Here is a 21,144-nt window from a genome sequence, read left to right as displayed (position 1 = left end):
CGTTTCCGTTCACCGGTGAAGCCCCGGGCCGTCTGCGGACGCCCGGGGCTTTCCGATACATGCCATCGGTGGCATCCATCGATGGCAGCGTGAGATTCTGCGGCGGCAGACGGATCGCTGCGACGTCAGGATGCGTCCGCGCGGACGGTCGCATGCCATCGGCGATGGGAATCCTCGTCGCCCAGCATCCGCCACACCGTCGAGGTGAGCGGCGGATAGTCGAACGCGATCTGCCGCAGCACGCGGTAGTGGCGCGCCGCGGACGGGCGACCGGTGCCGCCGTTGCGCTCCGCGCGCAGCAGCAGCACGACGAGCTCGTCGACCGTCGGCAGGTCGTCCATGAACGCCCACGGGTCCTCACCGCCGCGCAGCCGCTCGGCGACCAGCACCGACAGCTCGTCGGACGCCTCGGCGCGAAGCAGCTCGAGACTCGCCCGACGTCTGGGAGTGCCCGCGTCGTCCGTCACCCGTCCAGCGTACGTCGACCGAGTGCGGTGCGGCGCGTGCGGCGGCGAGTGCGCCGATGGCCGGGACCCGCGACGAATCATCGCTCACACGCCACGGTGCCGTCGAAGTCGGCGTCGGAAGGCGTATGCGGCTTCGGTACGACGGCAACCTCGACCGTCGCCGAGTCGCGCCAATCGGCGTCGACCGTGCACGCTGCGACGACGACCCACTCGGCTCGCAGCTCCGCGACATCGGTGTAGGAAGGATCCTCGCCGATGAGGACGCTCACATCGCGGATCATGAGGTCCGTGTCGTCGGACAGGCAGGCGGCGAAGGCGTCGAGCGTAGAGCCGACAGTCGAGTCGAGCGAGGAATCGCAGCCGTCGGCTACTCCACCCGTGGACGTGCATCCCGAACTCAGCCCGAGCACCGCGGCGGCGACGGTGAGGATGGCCCACCGGCGCACTGCTCTACCCCACCCGGCACGCGATGGACGATGCGTACGGGTTGAACGCGGTGAGGTAGTTCGAGTACTCGGTGGTCGTCTTGTAGATGGTTCCCGTGTTCGTGTACGAGTAGATGGTGTCCTTCTTGATCCGATACGACCACCGATCGCCCACCGGATACGCGTAGAACGTCTGCCCCGCCTTCAACACCGGCGACGTGCACGAGACCGAGATCGTCACCGAGCTCGCAGAGCTCATGTTGAGGCTCGCAGCAACACCGGAACGGGTGTAGCCCAGCGACGTGCCGATCGTTCGCGTCGCCGTCTTCCCCTTCGAGATCGTGCACGTGGTGCCCGTGGTCAACGCCTTGCATGATCCGACCACTTGGCCGAAGTTCGTGTAGTACGTCGACTTCGACGCGTTGACCACGCGATAGCTGTAGTCGACGAGCGCGGACGCCGGTGTCGTCATTCCGAGGACGAGCCCTACCCCGGCCGCGATTCCCAGCGCCGCCTTCGTGAGGTGTCGCATACTTACCCGCTTTCTCTGTGCACCGCCCTGTGCGGCAGCTAAAGCTAGCCTGGGAGAAGCCTGTGCGTCTGTCGGCCATTCGGGGGACACGGAAGGCTGCGAGCAGGGTCAGCGGACCGCGCCGGCGTCGGGGCGCCGTCGCGGCGTTCGTGAGCGTCGCGGCTAGAGCGCGTCGTAACCGCCGTCGCCGAGTTCGGCGACGATGCGGTTGAGGTCCTGAATGCTCGCGAAATCGATGCTGATCTGGCCTTTCTTGGCACCGAGCGAAATGCGCACCCTGGTGTTGAGGCGGTCGCCGAGGCGCTCGGCTACCTCGTCGAGATGCGCCCGCCGCGAGCCGGCCTGTGGCTTGGACGGACGCGGACCGGCCGACTGCACCTTGGCTGCGGCCTCGGCCGCACGCACCGAGAGATCCTCGTTGACGATCTTGTCCGAGAGACGCTGCATCGCCTCGGGGTCATCGAGCGAGAGGATCGCGCGCGCATGGCCCGCGCTCAGTACGCCCGCGGCCACCCGCTGCTGAACCGGCAGCGGCAGCTTGAGCAGACGGATCGTGTTGCTGATCTGAGGCCGGCTGCGACCGATGCGGCCGGCCAGCTCCTCCTGGGTGATGCCGAAGTCCTCGAGCAGCTGCTGGTACGCCGACGCCTCTTCGAGCGGGTTCAGCTCGGAGCGGTGCAGGTTCTCGAGCAGAGCGTCGCGCAGAAGATGCTCGTCGGCGGTATCGCGGATCACCGCGGGAATGCTGTCGAGTCCGGCCTCCCGCGCGGCGCGGGTGCGCCGCTCACCCATGATGAGCTCGTAGGTGCCTTCGCCGGTCGGCCGCACGACGACCGGCTGCAGAACACCGAACTCGCGCACCGAGTGGACGAGTTCGGCGAGATCGTCGGGGTCGAAGTGCGTCCGCGGCTGACGCGGGTTGGGCACGATGCTGTGGGGGTCGATGTGAGCGAGATGCGCGCCGGGCACCGCGACGAGTTCGGCCTCGATATCGTCCGGCTCGACCGCCCGAGGGAAGAAGACGTCGGCCGGCCGGTTCTCGACGGCTTCCGTCGTAGGAATGAGGGCGCCGATGCCCCGCCCGAGCCCTGTGCGCTTGGCCATCAGGCGCCCCCTTCGTTCACGGTTGCGCGATCGCGCTGGATGATCTCCACGGCCGCCTCGCGATAGGCGATGGCGCCGGCCGACTGCCCATCGTAGGCGATCACCGTCTGTCCGAAGCTCGGCGCCTCCGATACGCGCACGGATCTCGGAATGACGGTGTCGAGCACGGCGTCGGGAAAGTGCGTGCGCACCTCTTCGGCGACCTGCTGCGCCAACCGGGTGCGACCGTCGTACATGGTGAGCAGGATCGTCGAAAGATACAGGCTCGGATTGAGGTGCTTCTGGATCATCCCGACGGTGCCGAGCAGCTGACTCAGGCCCTCGAGGGCGTAGTACTCGCACTGGATGGGGATGAGCACCTCGTGTGCGGCGGTGAAGGCGTTGATGGTCAGCAGACCCAGCGAAGGCGGACAGTCGATGATGACGAAGTCCAGCCGATGGTCGCCGGCGAGATACTCCTCGAGTGCGGTCTTGAGTCGGTGTTCGCGCGCGACCTGTGACACGAGCTCGATCTCGGCGCCGGCGAGGTGGATGGTGCTGGGCGCGCAGAAGAGGTTCGGTGACTCGGGGCTGACCTGCACGATGTCGGCGAGGGGGAACTCGTCGATGAGCACGTCGTACACGCTGGGGGTCTCAGCCGTGTGCGGAACCCCGAGAGCGGTAGACGCGTTGCCTTGCGGGTCGAGGTCGATCACCAGCACTCGGGCGCCGATCGACACGAGCGCGGCCGCGACATTGACCGCGGTCGTGGTCTTGCCGACCCCGCCTTTCTGGTTGGAGACGGTGAGCACGCGTGTGCGACCCGAGAGGTGCACGTCGATGTCTTCCAGCGCGCGGCGTCGGGCCGAGAGGTCGGCCAGTTCGCGGGCGAGAGGGGTGTCGTCGAGCGAGAAGGATGCTGCGGCATCCGCCTCATCGGCCTGTTCCACGTGAAACTCTCCTCGCCGCGTTCGAACCTCGTCCACTTTACGCGACCCCACCCCCGCGCCCGCCCATCACGACCCCGCCCGTTTCACGTGAAACATCGCCTACCCCGGCGGTCGAGTGGCCCGCGCAGCGGCCGTACCGAGAGCCTCTTCCCGTGCGCTGATCTCGATACGCGCCTCCGGCGCTACTCGGTCACCGGAACCCGCCCACCTCCGGCGGTCGAGTAGTCGGCGAAGCCGACGGACCGAGAGCACCCGTTTCACGTGAAACATCGCTCGCCTGCGGCCCCACTCGATCACGGAGGCGGGACCTACTCGTCAGCGACGGAGCCCCACCGCTTGCGACTCAACGGCCGCAGTTGATCGGTCCGTCCCTTGATGAGCGCGAGCCGCTTCGCACGGCTCCATCCCTGAACCTGCTTCTCGCGTCGGAACGCATCGTCGACGCGAGCGAACTCCTCGAAGTACAACAGGCGCACGGGCAGTCGGGACTTGGTGTACTCGGATCCCTCTCCGAACTCGTGTTGTGCGAGCCGTCGATCCAGATCGAGGGTGCTTCCGACATACAGCGATCGGTCGCGGCACTCGAGGATGTACATGAAGGGCATGACGGCAGGATGCTCGCGACCGCCTCCCCGGACTCACCCCTCCGGGGCGAGTAGGGACAACCCGGCGCCACTCGATCACCGGACAGGGGCCGCGCGGCTCTACGGGGACCGGGACGACTAGCGGCGGATGGTGCCGCGGAACACCCGGGTGGGCTCGGCGATCACACCCTCGCCGGCAGGCTCCATTCGGGCATCCGTCACACCGAACTTGCGCAGCTGCTTCTGCGCCGCCGTGATCTCGGCCTCGGCGCTCGCGCCCTTGAGCAGGATCAGCTCGCCGCCGTCGCGCAGCAGGGGAGCCGTGAGCGGAATCAGCGTCCGCAGCGCGCTCACTGCGCGCGCGGTCACTGCGTCGAAGGTCGCGAGGTCGCGCCAGTCCTCAGCACGCGCGCGTGCCACTGTCACGTTGGCGAGGCCGAGCCCGTCCACCTGCTCGTTCAGCCAAGCCACACGGCGTTCCATCGGCTCGATGAGCACCCAGTCGACGTCAGGACGGGCGATGGCGAGCACCAGCCCGGGAAGACCGGCGCCCGACCCGACGTCCGCCACCCGCCCCGAGAACAGCGGCGCGATCACCGCGCTGTTGAGAATGTGACGGCTCCACAACCGTGGGGGCTCCAGCGGACCGATGAGCCCGCGCTCTTCGCCGTGCTCCCCGAGCGCCGCAGCGAATCGGCGGGCGAGATCGATCTGGTCGCCGAAGACCGCGACCGCCTCGGGAGGTTCCGGCTCGATGTGCGTCATCGATGTTTCACGTGAAACTAGGCGCGCCGGATGACGGTGTGCCTGTCCGCGCCCTCGCCATACGACTCCGATACGAGACCGCGGTCGGCGACGATGTCGTGGACGAGCTTGCGCTCGTAGCTCGACATCGCGGGAAGGGATGCCTGCGATGCCCCGTCGTCGAGCCTCGAGATAGCGCGGTCGACGAGGTTCTCGAGCTCGCGGCGGCGCATGTCGCGCGAGCCGCCGACGTCGAGGATCATCCGCGAGAACCGACCGGTGCGGTTCTGCACGGCGATGCGGGTGAGCTCCTGCAGCGCCTGGACCGTGTCGGGTGCGGAAAGCAGATCGAGCGAGCCGTCGCCGTCCGCTTCCACCGACACGTAGGCACGGCCCGCACGGACGTCGAGGGTCAGGTCGCCCTCGATGTCGGCGATGTCGAGCAGTTCCTCCAGGTAGTCCGCGGCGATGTCGCCTTCCTGCTCGAGCTCCGCCACCGTGGCGTCAGCACGCACGTGCGCGTCATGCGACGAAGGGCGGGTGGCGTCGGAGTCGCCCGCAGAAGGCGTCTCGGGAAGAGTGCTGGTCATCACTGTCCTCTATGCGTGGGTCGGAACGGGGGCACGTGCAGGAAGCCGCCGGTCAAGCGTCCGTGGCACCTGCCGTGCCGGGGGTCGCGTTCGGGCCCTTCTTCTGGGCCTGCTTCTTCGCGCGCTGCTTGTTCATCGGCTGCTGACGCTTGGGCGCCTGCGACTTCTGCTTCTCGGCTTCGTCGAGCAACCGCTGCTGCTCGGCCTGGTACTTCTCCATCGACACGACCTTGCCGTTGGCGTCGATCGCCTTGCCCTTGCGCGCCAGACGCTCTTCGCGCTGCTTGGCCGCCTCGGACCCCGGTGTGGGCATCTCGCGGATGACGAGGAACTGCTGGCCCATCGTCCACAGGTTCGACACGAACCAGTAGATGACGACACCGAGCGGGAAGAACACACCCGAGAAGACGAAGGCGAAGGGCAGCACCCAGAGCATGATCTTCTGCATCTGGTAGGCCTGGCCGGTCTTGGCCTCGGGGGAGAGGTTCTTCGAGATGATCTGCAGCTGCGTGAAGAACTGCGACAGGATCATGAGCACGACGAGCACGACGAGGATGATGATCGCCGTCAGGTTCTGCGAGTTCCACGCGTCGATGAGCGTCTCGTGCAGCGAGGCGACGCCAAAGAGCTTCGCGTTGTAGAACTCCTGCGTGAGCTCGGCACTGAGCAGGCCCACACCGCCGATGCCCTCCTGGGCGTGACGGGTGACATCGTTCAGCACGCTGAACAGCGCGAAGAACACCGGCATCTGCACGAGCAGCGGGAGGCACGACGAGACGGGCGTGGTGCCGTGCTTCTTGTAGAGCGCCATCGTCTCGCGGCTCATCGCCTCACGAGAGAGCTGATCGCGCTTGCCCTTGTACTTTTCCTGGATTTTCCGCAGTTCAGGAGCAATTTCCATCATCTTGCGCTGGCTCTTGATCTGCCGGACGAAGAGGGGGATCAGAGCCGACCGCACGACGATGACCAGACCCACGATGGCGAGCACCCAGGTGATGCCGTCGCCGGGAGGCAGGCCGATGGCGGTGAACACCCAGTGCCACGCGACCAGTACGAGCTCGACCAGCCACTTGAGCGGCCAGAGGATGACGCCGATGATGTCCGGCACGGATCAGTCCTTTCGGGGGGAGCCCGGCACGACGAACCCACGCGGGGTGAGCTCGTGCCGGAAGTCGGAGTGAAGGGGAACGTCATCGACGCCGCCGACCGCCCACGGGTGGCAACGGGCGAGCCGAGCAGCCGTCAGGCCGATGCCCTTGATCGCTCCGTGCTGCTGCACGGCGCCGACGGCATAGGCCGAACATGACGGGTAGTACTTGCACACGTCACCGTAGGTGTGCGAGATGGTCGCGCGGTAGCCGTGCAGAAGGGCGAGCGCGAGGTTGCGTGGAACGAGAGGCAGGGCGCGTGCGGTGTCGGATGCCTCGAGGTGCGCGGTTCCGAGGGCGTACGCCGGCAGCACGCTCATGCGGCGCTCCGAGACAGGCAACGCGACACATCGGCGTGCAGCTGACGGTACGGTGCGGAAGCCGCGGAAGGCAGCGCGCGGATGACGACATCGTTGCCGTCCAAGACGTTCGGCAGCGCATCCGCGCAAACGGCCTTCAGCCGACGGCGCACGGTATTGCGCACCACTGCGGGCCCGACCTGACGGCTCACGATGAAGCCGAAGCGGGGGGCGCGCTGCTCACCGGTGGCGACGACGTACGTGATCGCATGCGGCGCGGCGCACCGACGGCCCCGACGGACGACGGCCTTGTAGTCCGCCCCGCGGGTGAGTCGGTTCGGCCGCGCTAGCACCGGATCGTTCAGGCAGAGAGCTCGGTGCGACCCTTGGCGCGGCGGGCCGAGAGGATGGCGCGGCCGGCGCGGGTGCGCATGCGGACGCGGAAACCGTGCTTCTTGGCGCGGCGGCGGTTGTTGGGCTGGAAGGTGCGCTTGCTCATGGGATCTCTTCCGGATCAGGGTGTCACCGGGACGCTCAGACCGGGGACGACGAACAGAGGGACTGCCGTGAAGGCATAAGTCAACCGATTAAGGCTACGTCGAGAAGGCTGAGAACTCAAACCGAGTGGATGTCGGGGCATTATCCACACCGCGAGCTCGAGCGGTGGCATTGACACGCGGTCGCGCTCTACAGTGGGGTTTGCTCAGGGGGCGAGCGCGAACTAGCGTTGCTCCGGCAGTTATCCACAGGCTCCGCGTGACCGTTCCGCGGGTGGCCGCGGATTCATCAACACCCGGGGGGGCCATGTCAGCGCACGAAATTCCAGATGTTCCCGTCTGGTCGGTCGTGCTCGACGAGTTGACCCACGATGAGCGGATCACGCCACAGCTGCAGGGGTTCCTCAACCTCGCCGTCCCGCAGGGTGTGATGAGCGGCACGCTGTACCTCGACGTGCCGAACGACCTGACCGCGGCGCAGTTCACCAAGCGCATGCGCACGCCGATCATGGAGGCGCTCGCACGCGCCGACCAGGTCGACCCGGTCGCGACGACATTCCGCGTCGTCGTCAATCCCGAGCTCGCCGACGCACATCTCACCTCACCGCTCCCGGTGCAGGACACGACCTCGCCGGTCACACGCGCGCCGAGGGAAGAGCAGGATGCCGCAACCGCGCCTGTCGCCCGCATAGACACCCGCCTGAACCCGAAGTACACGTTCGACAATTTCGTCATCGGGCAGTCGAACCGGTTCGCGCACGCCGCCGCCGTCGCCGTCGCCGAGGCGCCGGCCAAGGCCTACAACCCTCTCTTCATCTACGGCGACTCGGGCCTCGGCAAGACGCACCTGCTGCACGCGATCGGCGACTACGCGCTGAGCCTGTACGCCGGCATCCGCGTCCGCTATGTGTCGAGCGAGGAGTTCACGAACGACTTCATCAACTCGATCGCGAACAACCGTGGATCCGCGTTCCAGGCGCGCTATCGCGACGTCGACATCCTGTTGATCGACGACATCCAGTTCCTCCAGGGCCGCGCCGAGACCCAGGAGGCGTTCTTCCACACCTTCAATACGCTGCACGATCACGACAAGCAGGTCGTCATCACCAGCGATGTGCCCCCCAAGCACCTGACCGGCTTCGAGGACCGCATGCGCAGCCGGTTCGAGTGGGGTCTCATCACCGACGTGCAGGCACCCGACCTCGAGACGCGCATCGCGATCCTGCGCAAGAAGGCGCAGTCCGAACGTCTTCACATCCCCGACGAGGTGCTCGAGTACATCGCCACCGTCGTCTCGTCGAACATCCGCGAACTCGAGGGTGCCCTCATCCGCGTCTCGGCCTTCGCGAGTCTCAACCGATCGACCCTCGACATGTCGCTCGCCCAGACGGTGCTACGCGACATCGTCGATCAGGACGACGCCAACGTGGTGTCGCCGACCGACATCATCACGGCGACCGCCCAGTACTTCAAACTGACCGTCGACGACCTGTACGGGTCCAGCCGGTCGCAGTCGGTCGCGACCGCACGTCAGATCGCCATGTATCTGTGCCGCGAGCGGACCAGTCTCTCGTTGCCGAAGATCGGCCAGCTCTTCGGCAATCGCGACCACACTACGGTCATGTACGCGTACAAGAAGATCAGCGACCTGATGAAGGAACGCCGCTCGATCTACAACCAGGTGACCGAGATCACCGCTGCTCTGGGCCGCAACGGCCGCTGATCCCGCCGTCGTGCGACATACGTCGCGATCCGTTCTTGACAGGCGGCTCGCGACGCTTCATCATGCCGTTCTTCACAGTGTGGAAAACATGTGGATAACTCGATTCGCCTGCGGAAACATGTGCCGTCTTCGCGCTGAGGCTGTGGATGAATGGTCGTACGTCCGGACGCCGACGGAACACGCATCCGCAGCGCGTCCACATCTCACACGGTTGTAGTTCCGCTGTCCGCACTGAGGTCGTCCACGTTGTCCACAGTTTCCACAGCGGTTAACACCATGACGAAGAAAGAGAACATGAAGGCGGATCCCATCACCTCGAGCTGTGGAACCCGGGCCGACCTGCGGGGCACTGGCGTTCGTCTGGTCGGGCACTAGCATGGGAAGGCCCAACCCGATCTGAGGGAGCGCCCGTGAGGTTCCACGTCAATCGCGATGTGTTCAGCGAAGCCGTGTCGTTCGTCGTCAAGCTCCTGCCGCAGCGCAATCCGCAGCCCATCCTGGCGGGTGTGCTCATCGAGGCGTCCGATGCCGGTCTCTCGCTCGCCGCATTCGACTACGAAGCATCCGCGCGCACGGTGATCGAGGCGACGGTCGACGACCCCGGAACCATCCTGGTCCACGGCCGTCTGCTGTCCGAGATCGCGAGCCGACTGCCGAACGCACCGATCCAGGTCGAGGTCGACGACGACGGCGGCATCGTACTGACGTGCGGCTCGGCACGGTTCACCCTCGCGTCCATGCCCGTCGCCGAGTATCCCGCCATCCCCGAGGTGAGCGGCGAATCGGGGGTCGTCCCCGGCGAAGACTTCGCGACGGCGATCGCGCAGGTCGCCTTCGCCGCATCGCGTGACGACGTGACGCCGGTGCTGACCGGTGTCCAACTCGAGGTGTCGGGAACGCAGCTGAGCCTCGTGGCCACCGACCGTTACCGAGTCGCCCTGCGCGAGATCCCGTGGGACGGCGGCGGAACGGCATCCGACGAGTCGACCGCGGCACTCGTGCCGGCGCGCACCCTCACCGAGGTGGGCAAGACCTTCGCCCATGGCGGCGACCTGTCGATCTCGTTCTCGGGATCGGGCGATCGCGAGATCATCGCATTCTCGGCCGGCAACCGCACGGTCACCTCGCTGCTGATCAAGGGCAACTTCCCGCCGGTGCGGCGCCTGTTCCCCGAGCAGACCGAGCACCACGCGGTGGTCAACACCGCCGACTTCGTCGAGGCCGTGCGCCGTGTGGCGCTCGTGCTCGATCGTTCGGCGCCCCTGCGTTTCACGTTCACTTCCGACAGCGTCTCGATGGATGCCTCGGGTACCGAGCAGGCGCGTGCGAGCGAATCCGTGGATGCCACGCTGTCCGGTGACGACGTGACGCTCGGCCTCAACCCGCAGTACCTCATCGAATCGCTCAGTGCGGTGCGCAGCGAGTTCGTGCGCATCACGTTCACCTCGAGCGAGAACGCCAACAAGCTGAGCCCGGTGCTCATCACCCCGCAGACCTCGGTCGACAAGGCGGGCGCCGATTCCTTCAAGTACCTGCTGCAGCCCAACCTGCTCCTGCGCTGAGACGGATCACTGCTGCGAAGCAGCGTCGACGCGGCTGCAGCGCAAGATCGAGAAGCCCGCGAAGCGGGCGTATCGAGATCATCAAGACCGGCCGTCGTATCCGGTCATTAGGGTTGACGCGTGATCGTCGAGCACCTGAGTCTGGTCGACTTCCGCAACTATGCGGAGGCCGAGGTCTCTCTCGCTCCCGGAGCAACGGTGTTCGTCGGCAGCAACGGTCAGGGCAAGACGAATCTCGCCGAAGCCATCGCGTTCTTCGCGACCCTCGGCTCGCATCGTGTCGCGCAGGACGCCCCGCTCGTGCGCGACGGCGCCGAATCGGCGGTCGTGCGAACGTGGTTGGCGCACGGTGAACGCCACGTGCAGCTCGAAGCCCAGATCTTCCGGCAGGGTTCCAACAAAGCGCGCGTGAACGGTTCCGCCGTCAAGGCGGCCGAACTGCCGCGGTACGCGCAGGTCGTGCTCTTCGCACCGGAAGATCTGCAGATCGTCCGCGGTGACCCGTCGGCCCGTCGACGGTTCGCCGATCAGCTGCTCGTGCAGCGGTCCCCGCGGCTGGCCGGAGTGATCGCCGACTACGAGCGCGTGCTCAAGCAGCGCAACGCACTGCTGAAGTCCGCCCGGGCCCGCGGCATCCGCGGTGAGGGTCTGTCCACACTCGAGGTCTGGGACGACAAGCTCGTCGCGCTCGGGTCCGAGCTGATCCGTGCTCGGCTCACGCTGGCATCCGAGCTCGCCGGGCCCCTGGCATCCGCGTACACCGCCATCGCAGGCGCCGACCATGGCGCGGAACTCGAGTGGTCGCTCTCGGTCGCGGGTGCCGGCGACGACGACGATGAGGATGCGTCGGGCAGGGCGGCGCTCGACATCGCCGCTCCCGACCCCGATACCGTGCAGTCGTTGTTCCGCGAGGCGCTCGCCGCCCGACGCACGAGCGAACTCGACCGCGCGGTGACGCTGGTCGGACCTCACCGCGACGACCTGGTCCTGCGCGTGCGGGGGCTGCCGGTCAAGGGATACGCCTCGCACGGCGAGTCGTGGTCGATGGCGCTCGGTCTTCGCCTGGCATCGGCTCAGCTGCTGCGGGCGGAATCGCGCTTGGGCGACCCCGTGCTCATCCTCGACGACGTCTTCGCCGAACTCGACGCCGAGCGGCGGGAACGGCTGGCGTCGCTCACCGAGGGGTTCGAGCAGGTGATCGTGACGGCCGCCGTCGCACACGACGTGCCCGACGCGCTGCGTGCGCGGGTCATCCGGGTGCAGGGCGGGCGCATCCTGGAGACGACGGATGCCTGAACCCGCCGACCCCGCACGGCCGGCCGACCTGCCGGAGACGGTTGCGACCTATCTGCGCCTGCGCGGGCTGCAGCCGTCGCCGAACTCGTGGCGTCGTCGCCGCCGGCGCCGCGCCGACGACGACGAGAACGGACCCTTCACGCCAGGACGCGATCCGCACGGAGTAGGTGATGTCATCGCCGACCTCACGCGTCAGTCGGGGTGGGATGCGCAACTCGCCCGCGAGGACGTCGTGCGCACGTGGGCCGAGGTCGCCGGTGAAGAGACCTCGCGCCACACCCGACCGGTGGCCTTCTCGGACGGTGTGCTGACGATCCAAGCCGACTCGACGGCGTGGGCGAAGCAGCTCCAGCTGATGCGGGCGCAGATCCTCTCCGAGATCGTCCGGCGCTTCCCCGAGGCGGGCGTCGATGCGGTCCGGTTCATCGGGCCGGACGTCCCCTCCTGGAAATGGGGCCCCAGAGCCGTTCCAGGGCGCGGTCCACGCGATACCTACGGTTGAGCCACGTCAGATATCGTTTTAGCCGATTTCATCGCGCCACAGGGCCACATAGGCCTCCGGAAGACACGCTCCGTTGATAGGATGGGGCGTCCCCCGTCGACCGAAGTGGAGCAATCGAGAGCCCATGACGCCTGTTGATCCCGAAAGCGCAGCCGGCCATCCCGGATCGCACCCCGATTCGAAGGTCCTCCGCGAGTACGGAGCAGACGCCATCCAGGTGCTCGAGGGTCTCGAGGCCGTGCGCAAGCGCCCCGGTATGTACATCGGATCGACCGGTCCGCGCGGTCTGCACCACCTCGTGTACGAGATCGTCGACAACTCCGTCGACGAAGCGCTGGCCGGACACTGCGACCTCATCGACATCACGATCCTGCCCGACGGCGCCGTCCGCGTGGTGGACAACGGCCGCGGCATCCCGGTCGACATGCACAAGACCGAGGGCAAGTCCACGGTCGAGGTCGTCCTCACCGTTCTGCACGCCGGCGGCAAGTTCGGCGGTGGCGGGTACGCCGTGTCGGGCGGACTCCACGGCGTCGGTTCGTCGGTGGTGAACGCGCTGTCGACACGGCTCGACGCCGAGATCAAGCGACAGGGCTACGTCTGGCGCCAGTCGTACCGCGACGGCGGCGTGCCGCTGGCCCCGCTCGAGCGGGCAGAGCAGAGTGATGCGACCGGAACGACCATCACGTTCTGGCCCGATCCCACGATCTTCGAGACGGTCGACTTCGACTACGAGACGCTGCGCACACGCTTCCAGCAGATGGCCTTCCTCAACAAGGGCCTGCGGATCGATTTGCACGACGAGCGTCCCGACCACGCCGAAGAGGTCGAGCATGACGGCGAGATCGTCCTCGAACAGCCGCACGACTCGTTCCTGTACGAGCGGGGGCTCGTGGACTACGTCGAGCACCTGAACAGGGTGCGCCACGCGGATGTCGTCAACGATCAGATCATCGAGGTCGAATCCGAGGACACCGACCGCAAGATCGCGCTCGAGATGGCCATGCAGTGGACGACGGGCTACAACGAGAACGTCTTCACCTACGCGAACACCATCAACACGCACGAGGGTGGCACCCACGAGGAGGGTTTCCGCGCAGCGTTGACCACGCTCGTCAACAAGTACGCCCGCGCGCAGAACCTGCTCAAGGACAAGGACGAGAACCTCTCGGGCGACGACGTGCGGGAAGGTCTCACCGCCGTCATCTCGATCAAGCTGTCCGAGCCGCAGTTCGAAGGCCAGACCAAGACGAAGCTCGGCAACACCGAGGCGAAGGCCTTCGTGCAGAAGGTCGTCGGCGATCAGCTCGGTGACTGGTTCGAGCGCAACCCCACCCAGGCCAAGCTCGTCGTGCGCAAGGCCATCGACGCGGCCACCGCGCGCATCGCCGCCCGCAAGGCCCGCGAGACCGCGCGACGCAAGAGCGTGTTCGAGAGCGCCTCGATGCCCGACAAGCTCAAGGACTGCACGAGCAAGGACCCGTCGATCAGCGAGATCTTCCTCGTGGAGGGCGACTCGGCGGGCGGCTCAGCGGTGCAGGGGCGCGACCCGCACACGCAGGCGATCCTGGCGCTGCGCGGCAAGATCCTCAACGTCGAGCGAGCGCGGCTCGACCGCGCGCTCGGCAACAACGAGATCCAGGCGATGATCCAGGCCTTCGGCACCGGCATCGGCGAGGACTTCAGCGTCGAGAAGGCCCGCTACCACAAGATCGTGCTGATGGCGGATGCCGACGTCGACGGCCAGCACATCACGACACTCCTGCTCACCCTGCTGTTCCGCTACATGCGCGGTCTCATCGAAGCGGGGTACGTCTACCTCGCGATGCCGCCGCTGTATCGGCTCAAGTGGTCGAATTCGCCGCACGAGTACGTCTACAGCGACGTCGAGCGCGACGCCCTGCTGACCGACGGACTGGCGTCCGGCAAGCGGATCCCGAAGGACAACGGCATCCAGCGATACAAGGGTCTCGGTGAGATGAACGACAAGGAGCTGTGGGAGACCACCATGGATCCGACGTCGAGGACGCTGCGCCAGGTCACCATCGACGACGCGGTGGCCGCCGACCAGATCTTCACGACCCTGATGGGCGAGGACGTCGAGTCGCGCCGTCAGTTCATCCAGAAGAACGCGAAGGACGTGCGTTTCCTTGACATCTGATCAGACCACCCCGCACGATCACGGCCGCATCGAGCAGGTCGACCTGCAGGGGGAGATGCAGCGCAGCTATCTCGACTACGCGATGAGCGTGATCGTGGGGCGTGCGCTTCCCGACGTGCGCGACGGTCTCAAGCCGGTGCACCGCCGCGTGATCTACGCGATGTACGACGGCGGATACCGCCCCGACAAGTCGTTCTCGAAGTGCGCCCGCGTCGTGGGCGAGGTGATGGGTCAGTACCACCCGCACGGCGACAGCGCGATCTATGACACCCTCGTGCGTCTGGTGCAGCCGTGGGCGCTGCGCTATCCGCTCGCGCTCGGGCAGGGCAACTTCGGCTCACCCGGCAACCAGGGTGCGGCCGCGCCTCGCTACACCGAGACGAAGATGGCTCCTCTCGCGCTCGAGATGGTGCGCGACATCGAAGAGCAGACCGTCGACTTCCAGGACAACTACGACGGGCAGACGCAGGAGCCGGTCGTGCTGCCGGCGCGCTTCCCCAACCTCCTGGTCAACGGGTCGGTCGGCATCGCGGTCGGCATGGCCACCAACATCCCGCCCCACAACATGCGGGAGGTCGCCGCCGGCGCGCTGTGGGCTCTCGAGAACCCGGATGCTTCGCGTGAAGAGCTGCTCGAGGCCCTGATCGAACGGGTGAAGGGCCCCGACTTCCCGACCGGAGCGCAGATCCTCGGCACGCGCGGCATCCATGAGGCGTACCGCACGGGCCGCGGGTCGATCACGATGCGCGCCGTCGTCGACGTCGAGGAGATCCAGGGCCGCACCTGCCTGGTGATCACGCAGCTGCCCTACCAGGTCAACCCCGACAACCTCGCGGTGAAGATCGCCGACCTCGCACGCGACGGCCGCATCACCGGGATCGCCGACATCCGCGACGAGACCTCGGGACGAACGGGCCTGCGCCTGGTGATCGTGCTCAAGCGCGATGCCGTCGCCAAGGTCGTGCTCAACAACCTGTACAAGCACACGTCGCTGCAGGAGAACTTCGGCGCGAACATGCTCGCGATCGTCGACGGCGTGCCGCGCACGCTGCCGCTCGACGGTTTCATCTCGCACTGGGTGGATCACCAGATCGAGGTCATCGTTCGGCGCACCGGCTTCCGCCTGCGCAAGGCCGAGGCGCGCATGCACATCCTGCGCGGCTATCTCAAGGCGCTCGATGCTCTCGATGAGGTCATCGCCCTCATCCGTCGATCCCCCACGGTCGAAGACGCGCGCGAGGGGCTCAAGAAGCTGCTCGACATCGACGACGACCAGGCCGACGCGATCCTGTCGATGCAGCTGCGCCGACTGGCGGCTCTCGAACGCCAGAAGATCGTCGACGAGGCGACCGAGCTCGAGGCGCAGATCGCCGACTTCAAAGACATCCTCGCCAAGCCCGAGCGTCAGCGCGCGATCGTGCGCGAGGAGCTCACCGAGATCGTCGACAAGTACGGCGACGACCGCCGCACCGAGATCCTGTTCGGCTTCGACGGCGACATGACCGACGAAGACCTCATCCCCGAAGAGGAGATGGTGGTCACCGTCACGCGCGACGGCTACATCAAGCGCACGCGCATCGACAACTACCGCTCGCAGCACCGCGGCGGCAAAGGCGTCAAGGGCGCACAACTGCGCGCCGACGACGTCGTCGAGCACTTCTTCGTGACGACGACCCACCACTGGCTGCTGTTCTTCACGACCAAGGGCCGCGTCTACCGCGAGAAGGCATACCGCGTCCCCGAGGCCGGTCGCGACGCCAAGGGCCAGCATGTCGCGAACCTGCTCGCGCTGCAGCCCGAGGAGGAGATCGCCCAGATCCTCGACATCCGCGACTACGCGGTCGCGACGTACCTCGTGCTCGCGACGCGCGGGGGCCTTGTCAAGAAGACGCGCCTGACCGAATACGACACCAACCGCCAGGGCGGCGTCATCGCGATCCGGCTGCGCGAGGAGGACGAGGTCGTCAGCGCACTGCTCGTCGACCCGGACGACGAGATCCTCCTCATCAGCCGCAACGGAATGTCGCTGCGCTTCACCGCGACCGACGACACCCTCCGCCCGATGGGGCGCTCGACCGAGGGTGTGAAGGGAATGGCGTTCCGCTCCGGCGACAGCCTGCTGTCGGCATCCGTCGCGAAGGACGATGCGTACGTGTTCGTCGTGACCGAAGGCGGGTATGCGAAGCGCACCGAAGTCGCGCAGTATCGCGGTCAGGGACGCGGCGGATTGGGCATCAAGGTCGCCCGCCTCAACGACGATCGAGGAGTGCTCGCGGGAGGTCTCATCGTCGCCGAGGACGACGAGGTCTTGGTGGTTCTTGCCAGCGGCAAGGTGGTACGCTCTGCCGTGGCCGAGGTCCCAGCCAAGGGTCGCGACACCATGGGTGTCGTGTTCGCCCGCACCGACGACGACGATCGCATCATCGCGATCGCGCGCAACGGCGAGCGGGGACTGGCCGTGGCGGACGACCTCGAAGCCGCCGTGGAGCCCGACGGGCCCGCCGCCCCGATCCCCGAAGAGAGTACTGACGCATGAGCACGGTTGCCGACAAGCTCGCGAAGAAGTCCAGCCACAAGACCAGCGCCAAGCAGGTCCGGCTGCGCCTGGTCTACATCGACTTCTGGTCGGCGGTGAAGCTGTCGTTCCTGGCTGCGATCGCGATCGCGATCGTCACCGTGGTCAGCTTCGTTCTCGTCTTCCTCGTGCTGCAGGCAACCGGACTCATCACGCGCGCCGACGAGTTCTTCGCCAGCTTCTCAGACGGCAGCTTCACGCTCGGCCAGTTCCTCAGCCTGCCGCAGGTGCTCGCCTTCAGCGCCGTCGTCGCGATCCTGAACCTCGTCGTCGTCACGGTGCTCGGTGCCGTGATCGCGGGGATCTACAACCTCGCGGTCAAGGTCACCGGCGGCCTGCTCGTCGGCTTCACATCGAACTAGACAGCGTGTATCGAGACCTCCCGTCCGATTTCGGAATCGCCCGCGGGTCGGGTAAAGTCTTGGAGGTTCACGACGCGAGTCGCGACTCCTATAACGGGGCTATAGCTCAGGCGGTTAGAGCGCTTCACTGATAATGAAGAGGTCCCAGGTTCAAGTCCTGGTAGCCCCACAGAACCCGAAAGCCCCGGGGCCTTAGCTCAGTTGGTAGAGCGCCTGCTTTGCAAGCAGGATGTCAGCGGTTCGAATCCGCTAGGCTCCACAGTCTTCGCCCCCCCTCCCGATAGGCTGTCGCGATGGATCTGCGCGTCGCCGCCTATGCCGTGGTCGTCGACACACGCGAGCGGATCCTGCTCGCCCACTGGAACGAGAACGGCCGCAGCGGCTGGACACTGCCGGGCGGGGGACTCGAGGCCGGCGAGGATCCTGAGAAAGCCGCGCGCCGCGAGGTGCGCGAAGAGACGGGGTATCGCGTCAAGCTCTGCGGCCTGCTCGGCATCCACTCCCGGGTGATCCCGGCGTCAAGGCGCATCAATCGCGGCTCCGGGCATCCGCTCCACACGCTGCGCATCGTCTACCGCGCCGAAGTCACCGGCGGCAAGCTGCGCAACGAGGTCGACGGATCGACGGATCGTGCGGAGTGGTTCCCGCTCGGCAGCGTCGCCGACCTGCGCCGGGTCAAGCTCGTCGACATCGGTTTGCGGATGGCCGGTCTGCACTGAACGTCAGGCCGTCTCCTGGGTGATGTCGGCGACGGTCGCGGCGTACGCCGCGATGAGGTCGTCGGCGTCGACGAACATGCTGTATCCGTGCGCGCCGGCACCCATTGCGATGTGCTCGCCCACGATGCGCTCGTCGGCGAACACCGGCCAGTCGGTGGTGCTGCCGACCGGAACGATCGTGCCGCGCTCGTAGCCGGTCGCCGCGAGCGCGAGGTCGGGCTCTGGCAGACGCAGCTTGTTCACGCCGACCACGGCTCGCAGCTTCGGCCACGAGATCGCGCGGTCGCCGGGCACGAGGGCGAACAGGTAGGTGTCGTCGGAACGCTTCACCACCAGGGTCTTGACGATTCCCGATGCCGGGATGCCGAGCAGTTCGGCGGCTTCAGGCAGACTCTTGGCGGCCGGACGCTGCCGGAACGACACCGTGAGGCCTCGCTGCTGTGCCGCGTCGCGCACCCGCGCGAGCGGATCCTCCGTCACGGACGGTCTACGCGTCGGGCGCAGCCAGCGGGTCGTCGGCCACCCAGAGTTCGTCATCGGCACGCAGCGTCTGCCACGCGGCGTAGAGCACGCCGATCGCAGCAGCCGCGCCGAGGATGATCGCGATGACGCCCCCGGCGCCGATGCCCTTCTTCGGAGGTGCGACCGGAGCCTTGCCCCAGATCTTGGCGAGGTCGAGGTCGCGGCCGTCCGCGAGACGCTCGCGGGTCTCGTTCGCGGCATCCCACACCGACAGCGCGGAACCCACGACGGCTCCGGCAGCCGGGACGAGACGCTTGTTGTAGAGATGCTTCGAGGTCTTCACGCCCTTGTCGACGTACGGCGCGGCGTACTGGTTGTACGTCGCCTTGACCTGGGGAGCGACCTGCTCGCGACCGTAGTGGCCGAGCTGGCGGCTCGCCTCGCGGGCGACGCCGGCTGCATCGCCGACGAGCACCTGCTGGCTCTCCCACAGCTTGTTCGCCTGCTCCTGGAGCTTGCGGAGTTCCTTCTTGCGCTTGCGGCTGAGGCTCACGTGGCCCTCCCTGTCGGTGGGATGTCGGTAAGTCCCCATCTTGCCAGACGGGTTCGGTGCGCGGAGCGTTCCCACCGAACTCTGAGAGAATGGGAGAATGCCGATTCCCACCGCTGTCGCCACCTTCCACACCAACCGCGGAGACATCCGCGTCAACCTGTTCGGCGATCACGCCCCCCGCACCGTCCAGAACTTTGTCGGTCTCGCCGACGGCTCCGGCGAGTGGACCGACCCGGCCACCGGCAAGCCCGGCGAGGGCGCCCTCTACAACGGCGTCGTCTTCCACCGCATCATCCAGGGCTTCATGATCCAGGGCGGCGACCCGCTCGGCCAGGGCACGGGTGGCCCGGGCTACACGTTCGACGATGAGATCCATCCCGAACTCACGTTCACCGAGCCGTACAAGCTCGCGATGGCCAACGCCGGACTGCGCCGCAACGCGATCACCGGCAAGGCCGAGGGCACCAACGGCTCGCAGTTCTTCATCACCGTGCCCGGTCGCGGCGGAGTGGGCCCCGAGTGGCTGCAGGGCAAGCACACGATCTTCGGTGAGGTCGCCGACGATGAGTCGAAGGCCGTCGTCGACACGATCAGCGAGGTCGCGACCGCCGCCGGCGACCGCCCCCTCGAGCCCGTCGTGATCGAGTCGATCGAGATCGCGGCCGCTTAGCCCACGTGTCCACGGACCAGTTCCGCCGCAACAGCGACAACTACTGCTACCGGCATCCCGACCGGCAGAGCTTCGTGCTGTGCCAGCGATGCCTGCGCACGATCTGCCCCGAATGCCAGACCCCGGCCGCCGTCGGGGTCATCTGCCCCGAGTGCCTGCGCGACCAGCAGAAGGACCGCACGCCGGCACAGCGCAAGGCCGAGCGCAGGTGGTCGCGACCCGCGGCGGTGGCGAGTGACTCGCGGCCGCTGGTCACGTACGCCATCATCGGGATCACCGCGGTCGCGTATCTCATCGGGCTCATCCCCGGCATCGGCGGGGTGGTCGTCGGGTACCTGCAGTTCTGGGCGCCGGCCCTCTACCCCGAGTTCACCGGAGTGTTCCAGCCCTGGCGACTGCTGACGGTCGCGCTGGTCCACGCCAGCTTCTGGCACCTCGGTCTCAACATGCTGGCGCTGTGGCTGATCGGTCGATCGCTCGAGCCGCTGCTGGGCCGATGGCGTTTCATCGTGCTCTATCTGCTGAGCGCTCTGGGCGGATCGGTCGCCGTCGCACTCCTGTCGTTCGGCACTCCCGTGGTGGGGGCGTCGGGAGCGATCTTCGGGCTCTTCGGGGCGCTGCTGGTCATCGGTCGGCACCTCGGCGCGAACATCGCCGGTATCGCCATCATCCTCGGCATCAACCTGGTGATCGGGTTCATCCCCGGATTCAACGTGTCGTGGCAGGCGCACGTCGGCGGGCTCGTCGCGGGTGCGCTGGTCGCTTTCGTCTACACGCGCACCCGCGCCGCGCGCCAGCGGACGCTGCAGATCTGGCTGCTCATCGCGATCGGCGTCGGGATGCTGGCGCTGCTGCTGGTGCCGCCGCTCATCTACGGCTGAGCGGAGTTATCCACAGTTTCATCCACAGGTGGGGATGAATCACACCGATGTCATTCGGTGTCGTGCGGGGCGGGGTCAGCGCCACCGCGTCGTCATGAGGAAGCCGATGAAGGCGATGCCGAAGCCGATGACGAGGTTCCAGCCCTCGATGCCGGGGATCGGGTAGGCCATGCCGCTGAGGTAGAAGACGAGGACCCACACCAGGCCGAGCAGCATCAAGCCGATCATGATCGGCTTGAACCACACCGGGTTGGGGGCGGCTTCGCCCTCTGCGCGCTCCACGAGTGCGTCGTCGTCTTTGCCAGATCGTGCCATGCCGTCCATCGTACCGCCGTCGGCCTTCGAGCCCCGCTCGGTAT

Annotated in this window: 25 protein-coding genes and 2 tRNA genes; 12 read left to right on the top strand and 15 right to left on the bottom strand. The window is 66.9% G+C overall.

The features are described 5' to 3' along the window. Window positions 1-125: 125 nt before the first annotated feature. The 12 genes from ABD663_RS10665 to rpmH all read right to left on the bottom strand — a co-directional run bounded on the left by ABD663_RS10665 (window position 126) and on the right by rpmH (window position 7,321). Window positions 126-467, bottom strand: a complete 342-nt coding sequence (locus ABD663_RS10665; protein ID WP_344738312.1) for a tryptophan synthase subunit alpha — start codon at window positions 465-467, stop codon at window positions 126-128. Between the two features lie 77 nt (window positions 468-544). Further along, window positions 545-913, bottom strand: a complete 369-nt coding sequence (locus ABD663_RS10660) for a hypothetical protein (protein ID WP_344738309.1) — start codon at window positions 911-913, stop codon at window positions 545-547. 4 nt (window positions 914-917) lie between these two features. Next, a complete protein-coding gene (locus tag ABD663_RS10655; protein ID WP_344738307.1) occupies window positions 918-1,424 on the bottom strand; it encodes a hypothetical protein in 507 nt (168 codons plus the stop codon). Window positions 1,425-1,586: 162 nt separating this feature from the next. Next, a complete protein-coding gene (locus ABD663_RS10650; protein WP_344738305.1) occupies window positions 1,587-2,528 on the bottom strand; it encodes a ParB/RepB/Spo0J family partition protein in 942 nt (313 codons plus the stop codon). Next, window positions 2,528-3,457, bottom strand: a complete 930-nt coding sequence (locus tag ABD663_RS10645; protein WP_344738303.1) for a ParA family protein — start codon at window positions 3,455-3,457, stop codon at window positions 2,528-2,530. Before ABD663_RS10645 ends, ABD663_RS10650 begins: the two co-directional genes overlap by 1 nt. A 308-nt stretch (window positions 3,458-3,765) precedes the next feature. Continuing rightward, window positions 3,766-4,062 carry a GIY-YIG nuclease family protein gene (locus ABD663_RS10640; protein ID WP_344738301.1) on the bottom strand — a complete coding sequence of 99 codons (297 nt, stop codon included), beginning with the start codon at window positions 4,060-4,062 and terminating at the stop codon, window positions 3,766-3,768. Between the two features lie 117 nt (window positions 4,063-4,179). Beyond that, window positions 4,180-4,806: a 16S rRNA (guanine(527)-N(7))-methyltransferase RsmG gene (gene rsmG, locus ABD663_RS10635; protein ID WP_344738299.1), complete on the bottom strand. Its 627-nt coding sequence runs from the start codon at window positions 4,804-4,806 to the stop codon at window positions 4,180-4,182. 17 nt (window positions 4,807-4,823) lie between these two features. Further along, on the bottom strand, window positions 4,824-5,375 hold the full coding sequence (locus ABD663_RS10630) for a Jag family protein (protein ID WP_344738297.1): 552 nt from the start codon (window positions 5,373-5,375) through the stop codon (window positions 4,824-4,826). Window positions 5,376-5,427: 52 nt separating this feature from the next. Beyond that, complete coding sequence (yidC, locus tag ABD663_RS10625; protein WP_344738295.1) at window positions 5,428-6,483, bottom strand: membrane protein insertase YidC; 1,056 nt, start codon at window positions 6,481-6,483, stop codon at window positions 5,428-5,430. A gap of 3 nt (window positions 6,484-6,486) precedes the next feature. Next, on the bottom strand, window positions 6,487-6,843 hold the full coding sequence (gene yidD, locus ABD663_RS10620) for a membrane protein insertion efficiency factor YidD (protein WP_344738293.1): 357 nt from the start codon (window positions 6,841-6,843) through the stop codon (window positions 6,487-6,489). Continuing rightward, complete coding sequence (gene rnpA, locus ABD663_RS10615) at window positions 6,840-7,175, bottom strand: ribonuclease P protein component (RefSeq protein ID WP_344738290.1); 336 nt, start codon at window positions 7,173-7,175, stop codon at window positions 6,840-6,842. The genes yidD and rnpA overlap by 4 nt, the downstream gene beginning before the upstream one ends. A gap of 8 nt (window positions 7,176-7,183) precedes the next feature. Further along, complete coding sequence (rpmH, locus tag ABD663_RS10610; protein WP_344738287.1) at window positions 7,184-7,321, bottom strand: 50S ribosomal protein L34; 138 nt, start codon at window positions 7,319-7,321, stop codon at window positions 7,184-7,186. A 305-nt stretch (window positions 7,322-7,626) separates the two neighbouring features. On the opposite strand from rpmH, the gene dnaA reads away from it, so the two are divergent. The 10 genes from dnaA to ABD663_RS10560 all read left to right on the top strand — a co-directional run bounded on the left by dnaA (window position 7,627) and on the right by ABD663_RS10560 (window position 18,219). Continuing rightward, window positions 7,627-9,042 carry a chromosomal replication initiator protein DnaA gene (dnaA, locus tag ABD663_RS10605; RefSeq protein ID WP_344738285.1) on the top strand — a complete coding sequence of 472 codons (1,416 nt, stop codon included), beginning with the start codon at window positions 7,627-7,629 and terminating at the stop codon, window positions 9,040-9,042. Window positions 9,043-9,452: 410 nt separating this feature from the next. After that, window positions 9,453-10,604 carry a DNA polymerase III subunit beta gene (gene dnaN / locus ABD663_RS10600; RefSeq protein WP_344738283.1) on the top strand — a complete coding sequence of 384 codons (1,152 nt, stop codon included), beginning with the start codon at window positions 9,453-9,455 and terminating at the stop codon, window positions 10,602-10,604. 120 nt (window positions 10,605-10,724) lie between these two features. Continuing rightward, window positions 10,725-11,900, top strand: coding sequence for a DNA replication/repair protein RecF (recF, locus tag ABD663_RS10595; RefSeq protein WP_344738281.1), 1,176 nt, complete (start codon window positions 10,725-10,727; stop codon window positions 11,898-11,900). Beyond that, entirely contained in the window at window positions 11,893-12,402 is a 510-nt protein-coding gene (locus ABD663_RS10590; protein ID WP_344738279.1) for a DciA family protein, read from the top strand. Before recF ends, ABD663_RS10590 begins: the two co-directional genes overlap by 8 nt. A 124-nt stretch (window positions 12,403-12,526) precedes the next feature. Beyond that, entirely contained in the window at window positions 12,527-14,563 is a 2,037-nt protein-coding gene (gene gyrB / locus ABD663_RS10585) for a DNA topoisomerase (ATP-hydrolyzing) subunit B (protein WP_344738277.1), read from the top strand. Then, a complete protein-coding gene (gyrA, locus tag ABD663_RS10580; protein WP_344738275.1) occupies window positions 14,553-17,099 on the top strand; it encodes a DNA gyrase subunit A in 2,547 nt (848 codons plus the stop codon). Before gyrB ends, gyrA begins: the two co-directional genes overlap by 11 nt. Beyond that, entirely contained in the window at window positions 17,096-17,500 is a 405-nt protein-coding gene (locus ABD663_RS10575; protein ID WP_344738273.1) for a DUF3566 domain-containing protein, read from the top strand. The genes gyrA and ABD663_RS10575 overlap by 4 nt, the downstream gene beginning before the upstream one ends. A 95-nt stretch (window positions 17,501-17,595) precedes the next feature. Continuing rightward, window positions 17,596-17,669 (top strand) — tRNA-Ile (locus tag ABD663_RS10570). A 17-nt stretch (window positions 17,670-17,686) separates the two neighbouring features. Further along, window positions 17,687-17,759, top strand: a tRNA-Ala gene (locus ABD663_RS10565). Window positions 17,760-17,793: 34 nt separating this feature from the next. Then, window positions 17,794-18,219, top strand: coding sequence for an NUDIX hydrolase (locus ABD663_RS10560; RefSeq protein WP_344738271.1), 426 nt, complete (start codon window positions 17,794-17,796; stop codon window positions 18,217-18,219). Between the two features lie 3 nt (window positions 18,220-18,222). Here ABD663_RS10560 and ABD663_RS10555 read toward each other — a convergent pair whose 3' ends face one another. Both ABD663_RS10555 and ABD663_RS10550 read right to left on the bottom strand, forming a co-directional pair. After that, window positions 18,223-18,642: an aminoacyl-tRNA deacylase gene (locus ABD663_RS10555; RefSeq protein ID WP_425561795.1), complete on the bottom strand. Its 420-nt coding sequence runs from the start codon at window positions 18,640-18,642 to the stop codon at window positions 18,223-18,225. Window positions 18,643-18,706: 64 nt separating this feature from the next. Continuing rightward, window positions 18,707-19,234 carry a DNA helicase gene (locus ABD663_RS10550; RefSeq protein WP_344738267.1) on the bottom strand — a complete coding sequence of 176 codons (528 nt, stop codon included), beginning with the start codon at window positions 19,232-19,234 and terminating at the stop codon, window positions 18,707-18,709. 97 nt (window positions 19,235-19,331) lie between these two features. Here ABD663_RS10550 and ABD663_RS10545 point away from each other — a divergent pair, with 97 nt between their 5' ends. Together ABD663_RS10545 and ABD663_RS10540 are read left to right on the top strand one after the other, a co-directional pair. Then, on the top strand, window positions 19,332-19,904 hold the full coding sequence (locus ABD663_RS10545; protein WP_344738265.1) for a peptidylprolyl isomerase: 573 nt from the start codon (window positions 19,332-19,334) through the stop codon (window positions 19,902-19,904). A 5-nt stretch (window positions 19,905-19,909) separates the two neighbouring features. After that, window positions 19,910-20,785 (top strand): rhomboid family intramembrane serine protease, encoded by an 876-nt coding sequence (locus ABD663_RS10540; protein WP_344738263.1) that lies wholly within the window; start codon window positions 19,910-19,912, stop codon window positions 20,783-20,785. 75 nt (window positions 20,786-20,860) lie between these two features. On the opposite strand, the gene ABD663_RS10535 is transcribed toward ABD663_RS10540, so the two are convergent. Then, the gene (locus ABD663_RS10535; protein ID WP_344738261.1) at window positions 20,861-21,100 is read right to left on the bottom strand and encodes a cell division protein CrgA; all 240 of its coding nucleotides are present in this window, start codon (window positions 21,098-21,100) and stop codon (window positions 20,861-20,863) included. Between the last annotated feature and the right edge of the window lie 44 nt (window positions 21,101-21,144).

The sequence above is a fragment of the Microbacterium awajiense genome (genome assembly GCF_039536545.1).
Lineage (GTDB): Bacteria > Actinomycetota > Actinomycetes > Actinomycetales > Microbacteriaceae > Microbacterium > Microbacterium awajiense.
Note: the sequence above shows the minus strand (reverse complement) of the source record. Positions and strands in the feature narration are given on the sequence as shown.

Excerpts from the sequence above, each read along its gene's own strand:
- ABD663_RS10655 (WP_344738307.1), bottom strand. The coding sequence starts at position 1,424 with ATGCGACACCTCACGAAGGCGGCGCTGGGAATCGCGGCCGGGGTAGGG.
- ABD663_RS10650 (WP_344738305.1), bottom strand. The coding sequence starts at position 2,528 with ATGGCCAAGCGCACAGGGCTCGGGCGGGGCATCGGCGCCCTCATTCCT.
- ABD663_RS10640 (WP_344738301.1), bottom strand. The coding sequence starts at position 4,062 with ATGCCCTTCATGTACATCCTCGAGTGCCGCGACCGATCGCTGTATGTC.
- rsmG (WP_344738299.1), bottom strand. The coding sequence starts at position 4,806 with ATGACGCACATCGAGCCGGAACCTCCCGAGGCGGTCGCGGTCTTCGGC.
- ABD663_RS10630 (WP_344738297.1), bottom strand. The coding sequence starts at position 5,375 with ATGACCAGCACTCTTCCCGAGACGCCTTCTGCGGGCGACTCCGACGCC.
- yidD (WP_344738293.1), bottom strand. The coding sequence starts at position 6,843 with ATGAGCGTGCTGCCGGCGTACGCCCTCGGAACCGCGCACCTCGAGGCA.
- rpmH (WP_344738287.1), bottom strand. The coding sequence starts at position 7,321 with ATGAGCAAGCGCACCTTCCAGCCCAACAACCGCCGCCGCGCCAAGAAG.
- dnaA (WP_344738285.1), top strand. The coding sequence starts at position 7,627 with ATGTCAGCGCACGAAATTCCAGATGTTCCCGTCTGGTCGGTCGTGCTC.
- ABD663_RS10590 (WP_344738279.1), top strand. The coding sequence starts at position 11,893 with ATGCCTGAACCCGCCGACCCCGCACGGCCGGCCGACCTGCCGGAGACG.
- gyrB (WP_344738277.1), top strand. The coding sequence starts at position 12,527 with ATGACGCCTGTTGATCCCGAAAGCGCAGCCGGCCATCCCGGATCGCAC.
- ABD663_RS10575 (WP_344738273.1), top strand. The coding sequence starts at position 17,096 with ATGAGCACGGTTGCCGACAAGCTCGCGAAGAAGTCCAGCCACAAGACC.
- ABD663_RS10560 (WP_344738271.1), top strand. The coding sequence starts at position 17,794 with ATGGATCTGCGCGTCGCCGCCTATGCCGTGGTCGTCGACACACGCGAG.
- ABD663_RS10545 (WP_344738265.1), top strand. The coding sequence starts at position 19,332 with ATGCCGATTCCCACCGCTGTCGCCACCTTCCACACCAACCGCGGAGAC.
- ABD663_RS10535 (WP_344738261.1), bottom strand. The coding sequence starts at position 21,100 with ATGGCACGATCTGGCAAAGACGACGACGCACTCGTGGAGCGCGCAGAG.